Origin of the sequence: Phenylobacterium sp., assembly GCF_030654915.1 — a bacterium.
Taxonomy (GTDB): Bacteria; Pseudomonadota; Alphaproteobacteria; order Caulobacterales; family Caulobacteraceae; genus Phenylobacterium.
Genome location: NZ_JAURWM010000273.1, coordinates 1 through 15332, shown reverse-complemented (window position 1 = coordinate 15332; position 15332 = coordinate 1). Strand labels below are relative to the sequence as shown.

Genomic DNA, 15332 nt, shown 5'->3' with positions numbered 1-15332 from the left:
CCAGGATCGACGTTGTAATAGCGGCGTTCGCTGCGCCGGCGACTGCAAAGCTGGAGACAGCGGCGATAGCCGCCACTTTCAGGAACTTATTCATGGGGTTAGCCCCTCAGTTCGTTTGCTGGCGTCCGCCGAGCGCGACCGCCTTCGATAACATCGGTACCCGACTTGGCGTGGTAAGTAAATATCAACCTTGTTTGATCGGCCAGATTCTCGCCGCATCTTTCGAGAAGACAACAAGTAAGAATAGCTAGGTTTTCAGCATTCATAAAAGTTTATTGAGCAGTTAAAAATCGCCTGGGAGGCGAGTTGCGCTTTGTGATTATGTATTGGCCAATAGTTATTGGCGCTCAATTTCACAATTTACTTTTAATTAATCGCGATGGGCGCGTGGGCGGCGTGCGTCTATCCATCCGCCTTCGGTGGTTTGATGTCGGATGTATATAGAGGATTAAGTCGAGCGGCCTCGCGCGGCGCAGATCAGCGGCGGCGCTCCTAGGTTGCGGCGCCTGTATTCGCCACAATTGCTTTAGATGTCGACTAGAAGACTCTTGGGTCCGAGACGCCGGCTCAGGCGGCCGGGGTCGTCGTTGTTTTTTCGGGCAGGACCAGCGTGTGCAGATTGCGTTGGCGGAGTTGTTCTCCGGCCTCGTCGTAAAAGAACGGCAGGAAGGCGTAGCGCTGACCGCGCGTGACGGGTGTCGCCTCATGCAGCAGCGAACAGGAGAACACCACCGCGCCGCCGGTCGGGGGGCGATAGGTGCGGGACCCGAATTCGGGAAACCGCAGGTCGCCGCCTTCGAATTCCTCGGCGTTCAGATTGATCGAGCAGGCGAATTTCCGGTGGGCGGTCGCCGAGGTGGTGTTGTCGCGATGGGGACGGAAGTATCCGCCGGTCTCGGCGTCGTAGCGCGCGACCAGATAACGCTCGATCCGGCTCGGCTGGAATTGGAATGACCGAGAGATCTGCGAGATAAGCCGCTTTTCAATTCGCTGCAAAAGTTCGGCGCGGAAACCGAGGTCTTCGATGGTGGCGTCGCTGCGACGTTTGAAATCGTCCAATACGCCGACGGTCTTGCCGCCGACCTCGCGCATGACCCCTGAAGGCTCTCCACCTGTCTGGTCGTAGAAGTCGATCAGTCGGCGGCACATCTCCGGCTCGAACACGCGTGGCACGATGAGAACCGGGGCGTGAAGCGGAACCCCGGCATGGCCGTCAGGGCGTGGCAGGCCGTGCAAGGTCATGAAGATGCGGTCGGTCTCGGCCATGGTTCCAGACGCCAGGACCCGCAGAGTGGGATCGAGGATCAACCACTTCGGCTGCTCGACGCCTGTCTCGTCCATGGCTCCATAGCCTCGGCTGATCTGGCGATCGGCGTCCAGGAACCAGCGGACCCCCGTCGTGTCGTGGGCGGCGCTGAACGCCGCTGGATCGCTGATCACGCAAAAGGCGAGGAGGTTGGTCTGATCGAACAGCGCCTTGCTCGCGTCGATCCGGGCCAGGGCCGCCTTCCGCGCCACAGGGTCACTGGGGAGGAAGACCAGCAGGACGTATCGGCCGGCCACGCTCGAAAACGCGAACCGGGGGTTGGACGGGGTCGGGGCGGTGAACCAAGGCGCTGCTTGGCCGATGATCAGGCTCATTGGGCAGTCTGGTGCGGCGAGGCGCCAGATGGGACAAGCATAAGAAGTTTATAAGATCAGGGCGGGGCCGCGCGCATAAGCTTGGCATAATTGAAACCACCGGCCGGGTGGCCCATCGTCCGTTCCGTCGGCGGCCTCGCTCGTCTCCCCTGATCGAGCCTGGGTTCCCATGGACAGGCGAACGCCGCCGACGCCCCGGCTTTGCAAGGATCCGCATGGCGCGGGAATGGACAATGCGGCGGATCACGCCTCTGCGCGGTATCTGGCGATACGCCGCCGCGTTCGGGCTCGTGGTCGGTTCGACCCTGGTGGCCGAAGCGATGTACCGGGTTTTCGACACGGACCGGTTGTCGATGGTCTTCCTGGCCGGCGTGCTGATCACGGCCGTCACCTTGGGCTCGGGGCCGGCCTACTTCGCCGCCGCCACCGCCTTCATCGTCTACGACATCTATCTGGTCGAGCCGCGCTTCGAGTTCACCATGAACTCGGCCGAGGACTACCTGGTCCTGTTCGTATTCCTGGCCGTCGCGATGTTGACGGGCCGACTGGCGGGCCGGGTCCGGGAGGCTCAGGGGCGGGCCGAGGCGCGGGCGCGAACCGCCGGGGCGCTGTTCCGCGCCAGTGAGGAGTTTTCCTCGTCCGACAACGAGGACGCCGTGCGGCAGGCCCTGGCTCAGAGAATCGCCGAGGCCGGCCGTGGCGAGGCCGTGGTGCTCCATGACGGCCGATCCTGGATATGGCCGCCGGGATTGACGATCCCTGCCGCTCTGGCTGATCTCGCCGCGCGGCCGGCCAGTGAGGCTGCGGTGCGTGAGAGTGGCTGGCGCCTGCGCCAGCTGCGCGCCGACGACGCCATGGTTGGGGTGGCGGCTTGGCGGGTGAGCTCGCTGGACGGCCGGCTGGCGGACAGCCCGGAGGATGACGAGAGGCTGGTTGACGTGCTGGTCGACATGGCCGCCGCCGCCATAGCGCGCTTTCGCCTGGCCGCCGAACGGGCCGAGATGCGGGCTCGGGCTCAGACCGAGCAGCTTCGAAATGCGCTGTTGTCGTCGATCTCCCACGATCTGCGAACGCCGCTGGCGGCGATCCTGGCCTCGGTGAGCAGCCTGCGCGAGTTCGGCGACCGCTTCGATGCGGAGGTCCGCGAGGATCTCACGCTGACTATCCAGGAGGAGGCAGAGCGTCTGAACCGCTTCGTCGCCAACCTGCTCAACATGACGAAGCTGGAGTCAGGAGCCCTGACGATTGACGGGGTCACCTTCGGCGTGGCGGAGGTCGTGGGGCGCGTCGTACAACGCGTGCAGCGGCAGGCCGGCGCCCGCGAAATCGTCAGCAGCATCTGTCCCGACGATCTGGCCGCCTTCGGCGATCCGATCCTGACAGAGCAAGCCCTGGCCAATGTCGTCGAGAACGCGGTCAGGTTTGTGCCGAACGGCGGCCGTATCGAGATTTGGGGCCAGTCTGTCGACGGCCAGATTGTTCTGGAAATCATCGACGACGGGCCAGGCGTGCCGGAAGCTGACCTGCGAATGATCTTCGATAAATTCTTCCGTTCGGCGGCGACGTCGGCGAACCAGCCGGGCACCGGCCTTGGTCTGTCCATCAGCCGGGGCCTGGTCGAGGCCATGGGCGGCGAGGTCCTGGCGCGATCTCGCGACGATGGCCGCCCGGGGCTGGTGGTCAGCGTCATCCTGCCGGGGGCGTCTTCATGAGCAGCGTCTTGGCCCACCTGCTGTTGGTCGACGACGAGCAGCAGATCCTTCGGGCCCTCAAGCCGGCGCTGGCGGCCGCCGGTTACGCGGTGGCGACGGCCGAGACGGGGCACGAGGCGATGGCCTATCTGGCTGGGGAAGCCTGCGACGTGGTGATCCTCGATCTTGGCCTGCCGGACATGGACGGTAAGGCGGTGATCTCGCGGATTCGCGAATGGTCGGAGACCCCGATCCTGGTGCTGTCGGCCCGCGACCTCGAGCACGAGAAGATCGCCGCCCTTGATCTCGGGGCTGACGATTTCATCAACAAGCCTTTCGCGGTCGGCGAACTGCTGGCCCGGATCCGCGCGGCCTTGCGTGGACGCGAGCGGCGGTTCTCGACCCATGCGGTGTTCAAGAGCGGCGACCTTGAAGTCAATTTCGCCACCCGACGGGTCGCCTTGCAGGGCTACGAGGTGCGGCTGACGCCGCGCGAATACGACCTGTTGAAGACCTTGGCCCGGTACGGTGGGCGGGTGGTGACCCATCGCCAGCTGATCGCCGCGGTCTGGGGGCCGACCGCCCAGGTCGATGCGCAGTTCGTGCGGGTTCTGGTCGCCCAGCTTCGCCAGAAGATCGAGGAGGAGCCGTCGACGCCGCGCATCCTGCTGACCGAACCGGGGGTCGGCTATCGGCTGACGCCGGAGGACGAGGTCTAGCCGGCCCCGTGGGCGCGCAGGAAGCCTTCGACCAGCTCGTCGTAGAGGCCGAGCCGCTTGTAGTCCCGGAAATCGCCAGGCGCCGCGCGCCAAGCCCTGGCGAACGCGGCCAACCGCGGCGGGTCGTCGAGCAGGGCGTCCAGCGGATGCAGCCAGACCCGGATGGTGAACAGCGCCCCGCCCGTCCGTGGCAACCGCCGCAAGGTCTGGCGCTCGACCCGAACAAAAAGTTCGGAGCCGGCCTCGGCCGGAGCGATCGATGCGATGCGCGCGCGGATCGGCGCGGGGTCGGGGGTGAACGGCTCGCTGGAATTCACCAGGCTCCAGTTTCGGCGTTCAAGGATCAGGCTGGGGCGCAGGCCTTCGAAGATGCGTTCGACCCGGGCCAGGAAGCGCTCGGCGAAGCCGTGCACCGGGCCATGGATGTCGGCGAGGCCGCGGCCCAGCACCTCATGGGCGGTAAAGAAGGTGGGCGCGCTGAGCGATAGGGCCGAGACCCGCCAGGCGCCCTCGCGCTTTTCCATCAGCACCAGGTCGTCGGGCGTGCGCCGGGCCGCGGCGTAGAGGGCGGGGAGGGTCAGGTCGCGGGGCGCTGGCCCCAACGCCGCCTCGACCAGCTCGAGCACCTCGTCCTGTCCCGCCAACGAGGCTGGCGTCTCGCCCCAGACGATCTGGCGATGGTTGGCGAACAGTGGGTCCTTGCGCGCGGCGGGATCGGCTTCTCCGCCTTCCAGCCACGCTGGCTCCCCGATGGGTTTCAGGCCGATCGTGAAGTCGGCGCTGTCCTCATAGGGTGCGTGGCGGAGGATCATCTGGGTTTGAAGCGCCTGGCGATCGCCCACAACACATAGGCCAGGACGATGCCGATCGTGTTGGCCAGGGCGTCACGCCAGTCGCCCTGCCGGCCAAAGCCCATCAGGCCTTGGGCGATCTCGACCCCGATCCCCAGGCTCCACACCGCGGCCACCACCATCCAGCGGCGATGGGTGGACATGAAGAGGCCGACCAGGGTCAGCAGGCCGTAGGCGATGGAGTGGGCGGCCTTGTCCCAGATCATGCCCGAGCCCGGCACGTCCTGGTTGGGAGCCAGGGTGAGGTAGAGGATCACCGTGACCGCCGCGAGGAAGACCGCGACGCGGATCGGGCGGGGGATGAACGAGAAAAGGGGGCGCATGGTCGGAACTACTAGCGAGCGTCCGGCGGGACGGCGAGCCTTTCAAAGTCGGCCAATGCCCACTAGCTTCCGATCAGAAATTCAAACGTGAGTTTAGATGTATGACGCTCGAGGCGGTGATCTGGGACTTCGGCGGGGTTTTCACCACCTCGCCCTTCGAGGCTTTCGCCCGCTATGAGGCGGAGAAGGGGTTGCCGAAGGATCTGATCCGCAAGGTGAACTCCACCAATCCGGACTCCAACGCCTGGGCGCTGTTCGAGCGCAACGAAATCGACGCCAAGGGGTTCGACGAGTTGTTCCTGGCGGAATCGACGGCGCTGGGCCATCCGGTCCCGGGCCGTGAGGTTCTGCCGCTGATCTCGGGCGCGGTCCGGCCGCAGATGGTCGCGGCGCTGAAGGCCTGCAAGCAGCACTTCAAGGTCGGCTGCATCACCAACAACATGGTCAGCCACCATAGCCCCGGCGCCGACGCGCCGCAGCAGGCGGCCGGCGCCATGGGCCAGATCCTGCCCTTGTTCGATCATGTGATCGAAAGTTCCAAGGCCGGGGTCCGCAAGCCCGACCCGGCGATCTATCTGATGATGTGCGAGGCGCTGGGCGTGAAGCCGGGGAACTGCGTCTATCTCGACGACCTCGGCATCAACTGCAAACCGGCCGCGGCCTTGGGCATGCGGGCGATCAAGGTGGTCGATGTCGAGCAGACCCTGGCCGAGCTGTCGGCGGCGACCGGCCTCAACTTCGAGGCCGAGGTGGTGGCGTGAGCCGCCCGCCCCGGATCGGCGCGGACGCCGCCCTCGCCCAGCTGCCAGGTTGGTCGCGCGCGGCGGGCGAGCGCGAGGCCATCCACCGCACGTTCCGGTTCGCCGACTTCAACATCGCCTTCGGCTTCATGACTCGGGTGGCGATCCGGGCCGAGCAGTTGGATCACCATCCCGAATGGTTCAACGTCTACAATCGGGTCGAGGTGACGCTGACCACCCACGACGCCGACGGGGTGACGGAACTGGATGTCGACCTGGCTAGCTTCATGAACCAGGCTGCGAGCGCGGCGGGGTCAAAAGACTAGGAGGCACAGATGGCGGGACGGGTGGCGGGCAAGAAGGCCTTCATCACCGGCGGCGCGCAGGGACTGGGCGCCGCCATGGCGCGCAAGCTCGCCCAGGAGGGCGCCAAGGTCTCGATCGCCGACATCAATCACGAGGGCGCCAAGGCGCTCGCCGCCGAGATCAACGCCGCGCTGGGAGAGGGCGCGGCCTTCGCCTTCCCGCTGGACGTGACCAAGGAAGACCAGTGGATCTACGCCCTGGAGGAGGCCGACGCGGCCATGGGCGGGATCTCGGTCCTGATCAACAACGCCGGCGTCAGCCGTGCGGGCAATATCGAGCAGCTGTCCTACGAGGACTGGAAGCTGGTCATGAGCGTCAATGTCGACTCGGTGTTCCTGGGGACCAAGCACGCGCTGAGATACATGCGCGACCATCAGCCGGGCTCAATCATCAACATCTCGTCGATCGCGGGCCTGATCGCGGGGCACAACTCACCGGTCTATAACGCCTCCAAGGCCGGGGTCTGGCTGCTGTCCAAAGGTATCGCCCTGCACTGCGCCAAGCAGGGGCTGGATATCCGCTCGAACTCGATCCACCCGACCTTCATAGACACCCCGATCCTCGACCCGCTGCGCCAGCAGTTCGGGACCGAGGAGGCGCACGCCAAGCTGGCCCGTCAGATCCCGCTCGGCCATATCGGCGAGCCCGACGACATCGCCAATGCGGCGCTGTACCTAGCCTCCGATGAGAGCAAGTTCATGACCGGCGCTGAGCTGAAGCTCGACGGCGGCATTTCAGCGATGTGATCTAGTTGACGAGCAGCGTGCCGATCAGCACCCGGGCGCCGCGTTGGCCGAGGACTCGGTCGGTCTCGCGCTGCAGCCGCTGGGTTAGAATCTCGGCGTTGGGAATGCTTCCCGGCGCGATCCCCGAGGCGTAGATCTGCAGGCTCTGAACGAAGGCGGCGCGGATGCGCGGCAATACGCTGTCGGCCTTGGCCCGGAGTTTCTCGTCCGGAATGTCCAGGCCGCTTTCCACGGTCAGGACCCCGCGCCGACCATTGGCGCGCATAACCGACGCGGTCAGGGTGGTGATCTGGAGGAAGCTGCCGCCGCCGGCCTTCTTCTTCTCGTCTTTCGCCGGCGCGGCCGCCATCAGGCCGGGCGAGGCGGCGACCAGAGCGGTGAGGGCGAGAAGGCGACGACGGTCCATGGCCACACCACGCCACATCATGATTAGCGGTCCCTTTACGGGCTAGGCGGCCATGCCCAGCTGCTGGATCAGTTCGCGCACCTGAGTCATGCGGTCGGGGTGGGCGGCGAGGTCGGCGCGGGTGTCGTCCCGTCGGGCCAGGCGCATGGCCTCCAGGCGGGCGCGGTCGGCGGCCGGTCCGCTGGGCGCGGTCTCGCCGATAGCCAGCCGCAGCATCGCCATCAGCTTCTGGGCGGGCGGCGCGGGCGTCCGGGCCAGGGTAGGGATCAGCCGCGCGTCAGCCTCCACCATGCCGCCGACATCGCCGATCTTGGTCTGGATGGGCTCGTAGTCCTCCGGCGCCAGGCCGCCGCGCGCCACGGCCCGCTGCAAGATCGCCAGTTTCTGCAGTTTCACCGCCGCGGTGTCGGGGCCGTAGCGGAACTCCTTCTCGAACCGCAGGGCCGCGACTCCGGCGGACAGGTAGCGTCCGGCCTGGCGCTTGTTGGCGCCGCCGATGACGTTCTCCACCAACCACATCAGGGCCTCGATTTCATCGCGGGCGGTGCGTTCGCCGCCGCCCAGATAAGTTTCCACGAAATCGCTGGTGACCAGCATCCGCGAGCGCTGGGTGAAGGCGGCCTGAACGTCGTCGGCCTGCAACAGGCTCCCCGCGGCGGCGGTGAGGGCCATGGCCAGGCCGCGCATGACCGCGATTTCACCGGCGGCGTCGCCGGGCCGCAGGCGGCGTGGGCCGTTCAGGTCGCGGACCACCCGCTTGGTGATGGCGGTGCGGACGCTCCGGAAGTCCTCGCCCGCCAGCCACCGGGCGAGCCGGGTCGCGGCCTCGGGCAGCGGCGGCATGATCTTGGCGACCGACGGCTCCATCCGCATCAGGGCCTCGATGGTGTCGCAGGCCGCGAGCCGGGTCATGGCCGCCAATTGACCGCCCAGGTCGAGCTGGGTTCCGATGATGTGATCGAGGCCCGTGCGTGAGGCGAGGATCTCGGCCAGGGGTTGCTCAAGGGTTTGCAGGGCCAGGGCGCGCGGCGGGCCGGCGAGCGGCGCGGCGTCGGCCAGGTCCAGCAGGCGTGATATCTTTTCCGACCAGGACCGGGCCGGGGCGATCGAGGCCGCGACGCCGGCGCCTAGCAGATAGACCCGCTCGGGCTCGCGGCTGACCCGCTCGGCGGCGAGGGCGAAGCCCTCCTTGTCCAGGTCGGGCATGCCGCCCTTGCGGAAGTCCTTCGACAGCCGGTCGATGGACCGCTGGACCAGGCCGGAGAGGGTTCGGATTAGCTCGTGAACCGTCAGGCCACGGGCCTGGGCCTCAGGGATCGCCACCTTCTGGATGGCGTGCTGCAGGTCGGTGCCGGAGGCTTCCAACTCTTCGACCAGGTCGGGGCGGTGCAGCAGCTCGAACGGCGTCGCGCCCTTGCGCTCCAGCCAGCCTTCCAGCAGTCGCCCGATCCGTTCGCGGGCGTGGACGGTGTAGAGGTCCTGCGGCGATACGCAGATCGGGTCGAGATTCTCGACGACCTTCTTCTTCTTGACGAGCTCGCTCGCGCCGAGATTGAGGATCGTGACCGACTGAAATTCGCGGGTCTCGGGGTCCAAGGTCTCCTTGGTCACCCGCACGGCGGCGATCTTGCCGGCGCCCATCAAATCCTCGGCGGCGGCGATCGCGGCGCCACGGTTCTCGGTGGCCATGTCCAGAATCCAACCAGCGCCCGGCGTCCGCCGGATGAACAGTTCGAAATGGACTTGTCGGCCGTGCACCCGGACGATCCCCCTTGGAGCGCCCATGTTCTGCGAATTGGCTTAATATCGCTTTATCGGAATCGCCTGATTTTACCTGGGGATTGGCGCTTGGGCGGCGGTTACTCGGGCTCGTATGGAACCGGCGTTGCGACTATTGCTTCCCTCCAGGGCTCGTCCGTCGTTCAATCGCCCAATTGAGGCCATGCTGGCGGGCCACTAGCTATGCAAGCTTCGCTGAAGGATGCGACACGAACCTATGGCCAAGATCACCCTGGTGGATGACGACGAGAACATCGTCACCTCTGTCAGTCTCGCGCTGGAAAGTCATGGCCACGAGGTCAAGGCCTACTATGACGGCGTGGCCGGGCTGGCGGCGCTCGAGAACGAACCGCCGGACCTGGCGATCCTCGACGTGAAGATGCCGCGCATGGACGGGATGGAGGTGCTGCGGCGCCTTCGTCGGACGTCCGACATGCCGGTGATCATCCTGACGTCCAAGGACGAGGAGATCGACGAGATCCTCGGTTTCAACCTGGGCGCTGACGACTACATGCACAAACCCTTCAGCCAGCGCCTGCTGATTGAGCGGGTGAAGGCGGTCCTGCGCCGGGCTGGCGTCGAGGGCGAGGATCCGGCGACCGCCGCCGGCGCCGCCGGCGAAGCGGGCAAGGCGCTGAAGCGCGGCAAGCTGACCCTCGACCCCGCCCGCCACGACTGCCTTTGGGACGGCAAGCCGGTGAAGCTGACCGTGACCGAGTTTCTGCTGCTGCAGTCGCTGGCCCAGCGGCCCGGTTTCGTGAAGAGCCGCGACAATCTGATGGACGCCGCCTACGACGATCAGGTCTATGTCGACGACCGGACCATCGACAGCCACATCAAGCGGATGCGGAAGAAGTTCCGCGAGGTCGACACTGAGTTCGACGCGATCGAAACCCTTTATGGCGTCGGATACAGATACCGCGAAGCCTGACCCGAAGACCGACACGCGCAAACCTCGCAAGGTAGGCCGTCCGTCGCTTTTTCGTTGGCTGCCAGGTTCGCGCCTGGGGCGGCTCATTATCCTGCTCAACGTGCTGGGGCTGGCGATCATCATCGCCGGCTCCTTGCTGCTCAATGAGCTGCGGCGCGGTTTGGTGGGCGCGCGCATCGACAGCCTGACGACCCAGGGCGAGCTGATCGTCAACGTGATCAACCGCGCCGCGACGATCGGCGAGCCGAACCCGGAGCTGGATCCGCAGGCGGCGAGCGAGATCCTGCAGATGCTTTCGAACCCGCGCTCGCAGCGCGCGCGGCTGTTCGACGCCAAGGGCAATCTGATCGCAGACAGCTACTGGGTCGCCGACCGGGTGGAGTGGAAGGTGCTGCCGCCCGCTCGGCCGCGGGACGACGGCGGCCTCTCGCTGGACCTGAAGATGGGCCGCCCGCCGCCGCCGGTGGCGCCGGCCGCCCAGCGCGCCCTGATGATGGAGGTCAACCAAGCCCTGCACGGCGTCCACTGGGCCGGCATGCGCCGCGCCGAGGACGGCGAGCGGGTGGTGTCGGTCTCGATCCCAATCCAGCACGTCCAGGCTGTGCTGGGCGTCCTCACCCTGGAAGCCAGCGACGTTGACGAGATCATCCGCGCCGAGCGCCAGGCCCTGGCCCCCTTCATCCTGATCGCGATCTTCGTCTCGCTGGTCTCCTCGATCCTGCTCAACAACTGGATCGCCCAGCCGGTGCGTATGCTGGCGCGGGCCGCCGACCGGGTTCGGATGTCGCGGGCTCGGGCCATTTCCCTGCCGCAGCTCGCCCGCCGCGACGACGAACTGGGCGACCTCACGCGGTCGCTCGAGGACATGACCCACGCCCTGTCCGAGCGCATGGACGCTATCGAGCGGTTCGCCGCCGACGTGGCCCACGAGATCAAGAATCCCCTGACCTCGCTGCGCTCGGCCGTGGAGACCCTCGACCTGGTGAAGGACCCGGCCGCGCGCGACCGGCTGCTGGCGATCCTCAAGAACGACATCCAGCGGCTCGACCGGCTGGTCACCGACATTTCGAACGCCTCGCGTCTGGACGCTGAGTTGTCGCGGGAGGATCTTAAGGCGGTCGATCTCAGCCGGCTGATCCTGGAGGTCGTCCAACTCTATCAGGACACCGCTCGGCCGGGCGATGTCGCGGTCGTCTACAATGCGCCCGACGCCCTGGAGCCGATCAAGGTCTCGGGTCGCGAGGGTCCGCTGGGCCAGCTTCTGCGCAACCTGATCGACAACGCCCGCTCGTTCAGTCCAGCAGGCGGCGAGGTCCGCGTGAAGCTGGAGCGGCGGCGCGGCGAGGCGGTGCTGAGCGTCGATGACGACGGCCCCGGCATCCCGGCCGACAATCTCGAGACAATCTTTGAACGATTCTACACCTCCCGGCCGAAGGGTGCGGCGTTTGGCGGCAATTCGGGCCTTGGCCTCTCGATCGCCCGCCAGATCGTCGAGGCCCAGGGCGGCGCTATTCGGGCCGAAAACCGCCCGGACGCCGAGGGCAAGGTGACGGGTGCGAGGTTCATCGTGACCCTGCCGGAGGCGCGGCGATGATCCTTCACGCCGGCTTGGTCACGACTTATTTGAGCGGCGCCTGGCGCGGCGTGCTGATCGAGGGAGCGTCCGGCGCGGGCAAGAGCGATCTAGCCATCCGCTTGCTGGAACAGGGTTTTCGGCTGGTGGCCGACGATCGGGTCTCGGTCTGGGCTTGCGACGGCGCGCTTTATGGCCGTGCCCCACCGGCCCTGGCAAATCTGATCGAGGTCCGCGGCCTGGGGATCTGCGCCGAGTCGGCCCTGCCGTTCAGTCGCATCGTGCTGGCGGCGCGGTGCGAGCCGGCCGAACGCCTGCCAGACCCCGCCTTCGCCGCCTATGCTGGCTTGAGCATACCGGCGGTTTCGATCCATCCGCTGGAGGCATCCGCGCCTGCGAAACTCCGCCGCGCACTGCAACATCTTGGACGTAGCGCGGAAGGAGCGTATCTAGGCGACCTCGCGGCCGGCGTATCGCCGCGGCCGGGTGGGGATTCCCGTTGAGAGGGTTGGCATGATCGGGCTCGTGATCGTCACGCACGGGCGTTTGGCCGAAGAGTTCATCTTCGCCATGGAGCACGTTGTCGGCCCGCAGACCGCGGTCGCGGCTATCTGCATCGGGCCGGAAGATGACATGGAGCGTCGCCGCAAGGACATCCTGGCGGCGTGCGAGGCCGTGGATTCGGGCGCCGGCGTCATCCTGCTGACCGACATGTTTGGCGGCACACCCTCGAACCTCGCCATCTCGGTGATGGAGCAAACCCGCGCCGAGGTGATCGCCGGGCTGAACCTGCCGATGCTGATCAAGCTCGCCTCGGTCCGCACGCGCCAGAGCCTCGAAGACTGCGTCGCCTGCGCTCAGGAGGCCGGACGCAAATACATCTCCGTCGCGTCCTACGTGCTGGCCGGCGAAAAGTGACAGCCACACGCACGGTCGAAATCATCAATAAGCGGGGTCTGCATGCGCGGGCCTCGGCGAAGTTCGTCAAGCTGGCCGCCACTTTCGAAGCCGAGGTCAAGGTCTGCAAGGATGGCCAGAGCGTCGACGCCCGCTCGATCATGGGCCTGATGATGCTGGCGGCCGGACCCGGCAGCGCCATTGAGATCGAGGCCGAGGGCAAAGAGGCCGAACCGGCGGTCGACGCCCTCGCGGCCCTGGTCGCCGCGCGTTTCGACGAAGACGAATAGCGATCGCCACCGCCGGGACCAGCCCGGCGATGACGATCGAGAACGCATTTACTTCCTGACGATCACCAGTTCGGTCCGCCGATTCTTGGCGCGGCCTTCTTCGGTCGCATTGTCGGCGACTGGGTTGGCGTCGCCCATGCCCGCTGTTTCCAGACGGTCGGGGGCGATGCCGGCGTCGATGATCTGCTTGGAAACGCTGGCCGCGCGGCTGTCGGACAGCGTCTTGTTCGCCGCCGGATCGCCTTGGTTGTCGGTGTAGCCGACGATGCGCGCGCGCACGTTCGGATAGGCCTTGAGGATCACCACCATGGTGCCGACCGTGGCGTTGCTCTCCGGCGTCAGCGTGTTGGAAGCGGTGTCGAAGTTAAGGTTGTCGAAGATGAAGGTCTTCGGCGCGGCCTCGCGGGAGTCCAGGAACTTCGCGACGCTGTAGCCGATGGAGCCGGGCGCGACCGAGATGGTGGTCCCGCCGGGCAGGGTCAGGGTTTCAGGCGCGACCGCCACCGGCGCCACGACGACCGGGGCCTCGGCGACCGGCGGAACGACGGGCGCGGGCTCCACGGCCTTTTCCTTGCCGCAGCTGCGCATGCCGAAGATCAGGGCCAGGACGACCGCCGCGGCGATCAGCCAGGGCAGGATCTTCATCAATCCGCCGCCGCTAGTGGCCGCCGCGGCGCCTGCCGCGGCCGTAGCTCCACGCGCCGCCTGAGCCGCGCCGCCGACCCCGAACAGCGAGCCGAGGCCGGGGGGCAGGGCGCCCAGGATGCTGGAGCGTTGTTCCGACAGCAGGGCCTGGACTCCAGACGCCGTCTTGCTCGGGCCGAGCGCCTTGCCGATAGCGCCCATCACGAGCGGGGCGGTCAGCGCGATGATGCTGGAGGCCGAGCCGCCCTTCAGGCCGGCGAAACTGGCCAGGGTGTTCGTCGCTCCGGCGCTGTTGGCGCCGAGCAGGCTGTCGGCCAGTCCCTTGCCTTGGCTCAACAGTCCGGCGCGCGCGGTGTCGTCGGAGAGCAGGGCTGGAAGGCGTTCGAGGATGTCGCCGCCGCCGGTCACCTGGCCAACCATGTCGAGCAGGCTGTTGGCGCCCGCCGTGGTCGAACTTTGCTGAAGGGCCGCGGCGAGAAGCGCCGGGGCCGCGGCGGCGACGCCTTTGCCGACTGAGCCTGGCGACTCTCCAAGCAGGCCGGAGAGTTTGGTGATCAAGTCCGGCGTCACGGCGTTGATCACGGTCTGGACAAGGTTGCTCACAACAGATCTCCCAATGAGGTGGGGGGCGTGTCCAGTCAGCGCGGGGTCAGTTCGTAAGCTTAGCCTTGTCGTTCAGTACAAAAATCGAGGCGCTGTGCGGACACGATCCGACAGTTGGCGAAACTCGTAAGTCGCCCATGACCTTTTTAGGCTCGCGCGGAATAGTTGCAAGTCTGGCGATTACACCCAAACAAGCTTGGCGATGACGGATTCCGAGCGTGCAGAACCCGTCGATTTCTAAGGTGAAGCTTGGCTAGGTCTTCAGCTTGTAGCCGGTGCGGAAGATCGCCCAGACGCCGATCAGGCACAGGATCATGAACCCGAAGGTGGCCGCCAGGCTGATCCGGATGTCGACGTCGGAGATGCCGTAGAAGCTCCAGCGGAAGCCGGAGATCAGATAGACCACCGGATTGAACAGGGCGATCTTCTGCCAGACCTCGGGCAACATGCTGATCGAATAGAAGCTGCCGCCCAGGAAAGTCAGGGGTGTCACGATCATCATCGGAACGATCTGCAGCTTCTCCCAGCCATCGGCCCAGACGCCGATCATGAAGCCGAACAGGCTGAAGGTGACGGCGGTCAGCACCAGGAACGAGATCATCCAGAACGGGTGCAGGATGCTGAAATCGACGAACAATCGGGCCGTGGCCAGGATGATGAGCCCCAGGATCACCGACTTGGTCGCCGCGGCCCCGACATAGCCGACGACGATCTCTACGGGGGAGACCGGGGCTGACAGCACCTCGTAGATCGTGCCCGAGAACTTCGGCATGTAGATGCCGAACGAGGCGTTCATGATGCTCTCGGTCAGGATCGACAGCATGATCAGGCCGGGCACGATGAAGGCACCGTAGCTGATGCCGTCGATCTCGACCATGCGCGAGCCGATCGCCGATCCGAAGACGATGAAATAGAGCGAGGTCGAGATCACCGGCGAGGCGATCGACTGCAGCAGGGTGCGCCAGGTGCGCGCCAGCTCGAAGATATAGATGGCCTTGATGGCGTGCAGGTTCATGGGCGCGTGCTCACCAGGCTGACGAAGATCTCCTCCAGGGAGCTTTCCTTGGTCTGGAGGTCCTTGAAATCCACACCCGCGCCGTTGAGCTGGCGCAGCAGGGCGGCGATCCCGGT

General features: G+C 66.2%; 17 protein-coding genes. 10 read left to right on the top strand and 7 right to left on the bottom strand.

The window, feature by feature from the left end:
* Positions 1-567: 567 nt before the first annotated feature.
* Positions 568-1641: a 2OG-Fe(II) oxygenase gene (locus Q7T84_RS14380; RefSeq protein WP_304810125.1), complete on the bottom strand. Its 1074-nt coding sequence runs from the start codon at positions 1639-1641 to the stop codon at positions 568-570.
* A gap of 233 nt (positions 1642-1874) precedes the next feature.
* On the opposite strand from Q7T84_RS14380, the gene Q7T84_RS14375 reads away from it, so the two are divergent.
* Positions 1875-3353, top strand: coding sequence for an ATP-binding protein (locus tag Q7T84_RS14375; RefSeq protein WP_304810123.1), 1479 nt, complete (start codon positions 1875-1877; stop codon positions 3351-3353).
* The gene (locus tag Q7T84_RS14370) at positions 3350-4051 is read left to right on the top strand and encodes a response regulator (protein ID WP_304810121.1); all 702 of its coding nucleotides are present in this window, start codon (positions 3350-3352) and stop codon (positions 4049-4051) included. The genes Q7T84_RS14375 and Q7T84_RS14370 overlap by 4 nt, the downstream gene beginning before the upstream one ends.
* On the opposite strand, the gene Q7T84_RS14365 is transcribed toward Q7T84_RS14370, so the two are convergent.
* Both Q7T84_RS14365 and Q7T84_RS14360 read right to left on the bottom strand, forming a co-directional pair.
* Positions 4048-4863, bottom strand: coding sequence for a heme-dependent oxidative N-demethylase subunit alpha family protein (locus tag Q7T84_RS14365; protein ID WP_304810119.1), 816 nt, complete (start codon positions 4861-4863; stop codon positions 4048-4050). The genes Q7T84_RS14370 and Q7T84_RS14365 overlap by 4 nt on opposite strands.
* Positions 4860-5225 (bottom strand): VanZ family protein, encoded by a 366-nt coding sequence (locus Q7T84_RS14360; protein WP_304810117.1) that lies wholly within the window; start codon positions 5223-5225, stop codon positions 4860-4862. The genes Q7T84_RS14365 and Q7T84_RS14360 overlap by 4 nt, the downstream gene beginning before the upstream one ends.
* A gap of 101 nt (positions 5226-5326) precedes the next feature.
* Here Q7T84_RS14360 and Q7T84_RS14355 point away from each other — a divergent pair, with 101 nt between their 5' ends.
* Genes Q7T84_RS14355 through Q7T84_RS14345 form a run of 3 tightly spaced genes read left to right on the top strand, consistent with a single transcriptional unit; the run spans position 5327 to position 7077 of the window.
* Positions 5327-5986, top strand: a complete 660-nt coding sequence (locus tag Q7T84_RS14355) for an HAD-IA family hydrolase (protein ID WP_304810115.1) — start codon at positions 5327-5329, stop codon at positions 5984-5986.
* The gene (locus Q7T84_RS14350) at positions 5983-6291 is read left to right on the top strand and encodes a 4a-hydroxytetrahydrobiopterin dehydratase (protein ID WP_304810113.1); all 309 of its coding nucleotides are present in this window, start codon (positions 5983-5985) and stop codon (positions 6289-6291) included. The genes Q7T84_RS14355 and Q7T84_RS14350 overlap by 4 nt, the downstream gene beginning before the upstream one ends.
* 9 nt (positions 6292-6300) lie before the next feature.
* Entirely contained in the window at positions 6301-7077 is a 777-nt protein-coding gene (locus tag Q7T84_RS14345) for an SDR family oxidoreductase (RefSeq protein WP_304810111.1), read from the top strand.
* Position 7078: 1 nt separating this feature from the next.
* Here Q7T84_RS14345 and Q7T84_RS14340 read toward each other — a convergent pair whose 3' ends face one another.
* Both Q7T84_RS14340 and Q7T84_RS14335 read right to left on the bottom strand, forming a co-directional pair.
* Complete coding sequence (locus Q7T84_RS14340) at positions 7079-7504, bottom strand: Tat pathway signal protein (protein WP_304810108.1); 426 nt, start codon at positions 7502-7504, stop codon at positions 7079-7081.
* Positions 7505-7525: 21 nt separating this feature from the next.
* Positions 7526-9241, bottom strand: coding sequence for a hypothetical protein (locus Q7T84_RS14335; protein ID WP_304810106.1), 1716 nt, complete (start codon positions 9239-9241; stop codon positions 7526-7528).
* A gap of 238 nt (positions 9242-9479) precedes the next feature.
* Between Q7T84_RS14335 and Q7T84_RS14330 the strand changes: the two genes are divergently transcribed.
* Genes Q7T84_RS14330 through Q7T84_RS14310 form a run of 5 tightly spaced genes read left to right on the top strand, consistent with a single transcriptional unit; the run spans position 9480 to position 12953 of the window.
* Positions 9480-10193 carry a response regulator transcription factor gene (locus Q7T84_RS14330; RefSeq protein ID WP_304810104.1) on the top strand — a complete coding sequence of 238 codons (714 nt, stop codon included), beginning with the start codon at positions 9480-9482 and terminating at the stop codon, positions 10191-10193.
* The gene (locus Q7T84_RS14325; protein ID WP_304810101.1) at positions 10162-11787 is read left to right on the top strand and encodes a stimulus-sensing domain-containing protein; all 1626 of its coding nucleotides are present in this window, start codon (positions 10162-10164) and stop codon (positions 11785-11787) included. The genes Q7T84_RS14330 and Q7T84_RS14325 overlap by 32 nt, the downstream gene beginning before the upstream one ends.
* Entirely contained in the window at positions 11784-12269 is a 486-nt protein-coding gene (locus tag Q7T84_RS14320; protein ID WP_304810099.1) for an HPr kinase/phosphorylase, read from the top strand. The genes Q7T84_RS14325 and Q7T84_RS14320 overlap by 4 nt, the downstream gene beginning before the upstream one ends.
* 10 nt (positions 12270-12279) lie before the next feature.
* On the top strand, positions 12280-12684 hold the full coding sequence (locus tag Q7T84_RS14315; protein ID WP_304810097.1) for a PTS sugar transporter subunit IIA: 405 nt from the start codon (positions 12280-12282) through the stop codon (positions 12682-12684).
* On the top strand, positions 12681-12953 hold the full coding sequence (locus Q7T84_RS14310; RefSeq protein ID WP_304810095.1) for an HPr family phosphocarrier protein: 273 nt from the start codon (positions 12681-12683) through the stop codon (positions 12951-12953). Before Q7T84_RS14315 ends, Q7T84_RS14310 begins: the two co-directional genes overlap by 4 nt.
* A gap of 48 nt (positions 12954-13001) precedes the next feature.
* On the opposite strand, the gene Q7T84_RS14305 is transcribed toward Q7T84_RS14310, so the two are convergent.
* Both Q7T84_RS14305 and Q7T84_RS14300 read right to left on the bottom strand, forming a co-directional pair.
* Complete coding sequence (locus Q7T84_RS14305; protein WP_304810093.1) at positions 13002-14201, bottom strand: OmpA family protein; 1200 nt, start codon at positions 14199-14201, stop codon at positions 13002-13004.
* A gap of 253 nt (positions 14202-14454) precedes the next feature.
* Positions 14455-15216 (bottom strand): ABC transporter permease, encoded by a 762-nt coding sequence (locus Q7T84_RS14300; RefSeq protein WP_304810092.1) that lies wholly within the window; start codon positions 15214-15216, stop codon positions 14455-14457.
* Positions 15217-15332 lie beyond the last annotated feature (116 nt).

Excerpts from the sequence above, each read along its gene's own strand:
- Q7T84_RS14380 (WP_304810125.1), bottom strand. The coding sequence starts at position 1,641 with ATGAGCCTGATCATCGGCCAAGCAGCGCCTTGGTTCACCGCCCCGACC.
- Q7T84_RS14375 (WP_304810123.1), top strand. The coding sequence starts at position 1,875 with ATGCGGCGGATCACGCCTCTGCGCGGTATCTGGCGATACGCCGCCGCG.
- Q7T84_RS14370 (WP_304810121.1), top strand. The coding sequence starts at position 3,350 with ATGAGCAGCGTCTTGGCCCACCTGCTGTTGGTCGACGACGAGCAGCAG.
- Q7T84_RS14365 (WP_304810119.1), bottom strand. The coding sequence starts at position 4,863 with ATGATCCTCCGCCACGCACCCTATGAGGACAGCGCCGACTTCACGATC.
- Q7T84_RS14360 (WP_304810117.1), bottom strand. The coding sequence starts at position 5,225 with ATGCGCCCCCTTTTCTCGTTCATCCCCCGCCCGATCCGCGTCGCGGTC.
- Q7T84_RS14355 (WP_304810115.1), top strand. The coding sequence starts at position 5,327 with ATGACGCTCGAGGCGGTGATCTGGGACTTCGGCGGGGTTTTCACCACC.
- Q7T84_RS14345 (WP_304810111.1), top strand. The coding sequence starts at position 6,301 with ATGGCGGGACGGGTGGCGGGCAAGAAGGCCTTCATCACCGGCGGCGCG.
- Q7T84_RS14340 (WP_304810108.1), bottom strand. The coding sequence starts at position 7,504 with ATGATGTGGCGTGGTGTGGCCATGGACCGTCGTCGCCTTCTCGCCCTC.
- Q7T84_RS14330 (WP_304810104.1), top strand. The coding sequence starts at position 9,480 with ATGGCCAAGATCACCCTGGTGGATGACGACGAGAACATCGTCACCTCT.
- Q7T84_RS14325 (WP_304810101.1), top strand. The coding sequence starts at position 10,162 with ATGGCGTCGGATACAGATACCGCGAAGCCTGACCCGAAGACCGACACG.
- Q7T84_RS14320 (WP_304810099.1), top strand. The coding sequence starts at position 11,784 with ATGATCCTTCACGCCGGCTTGGTCACGACTTATTTGAGCGGCGCCTGG.
- Q7T84_RS14315 (WP_304810097.1), top strand. The coding sequence starts at position 12,280 with ATGATCGGGCTCGTGATCGTCACGCACGGGCGTTTGGCCGAAGAGTTC.
- Q7T84_RS14300 (WP_304810092.1), bottom strand. The coding sequence starts at position 15,216 with ATGAACCTGCACGCCATCAAGGCCATCTATATCTTCGAGCTGGCGCGC.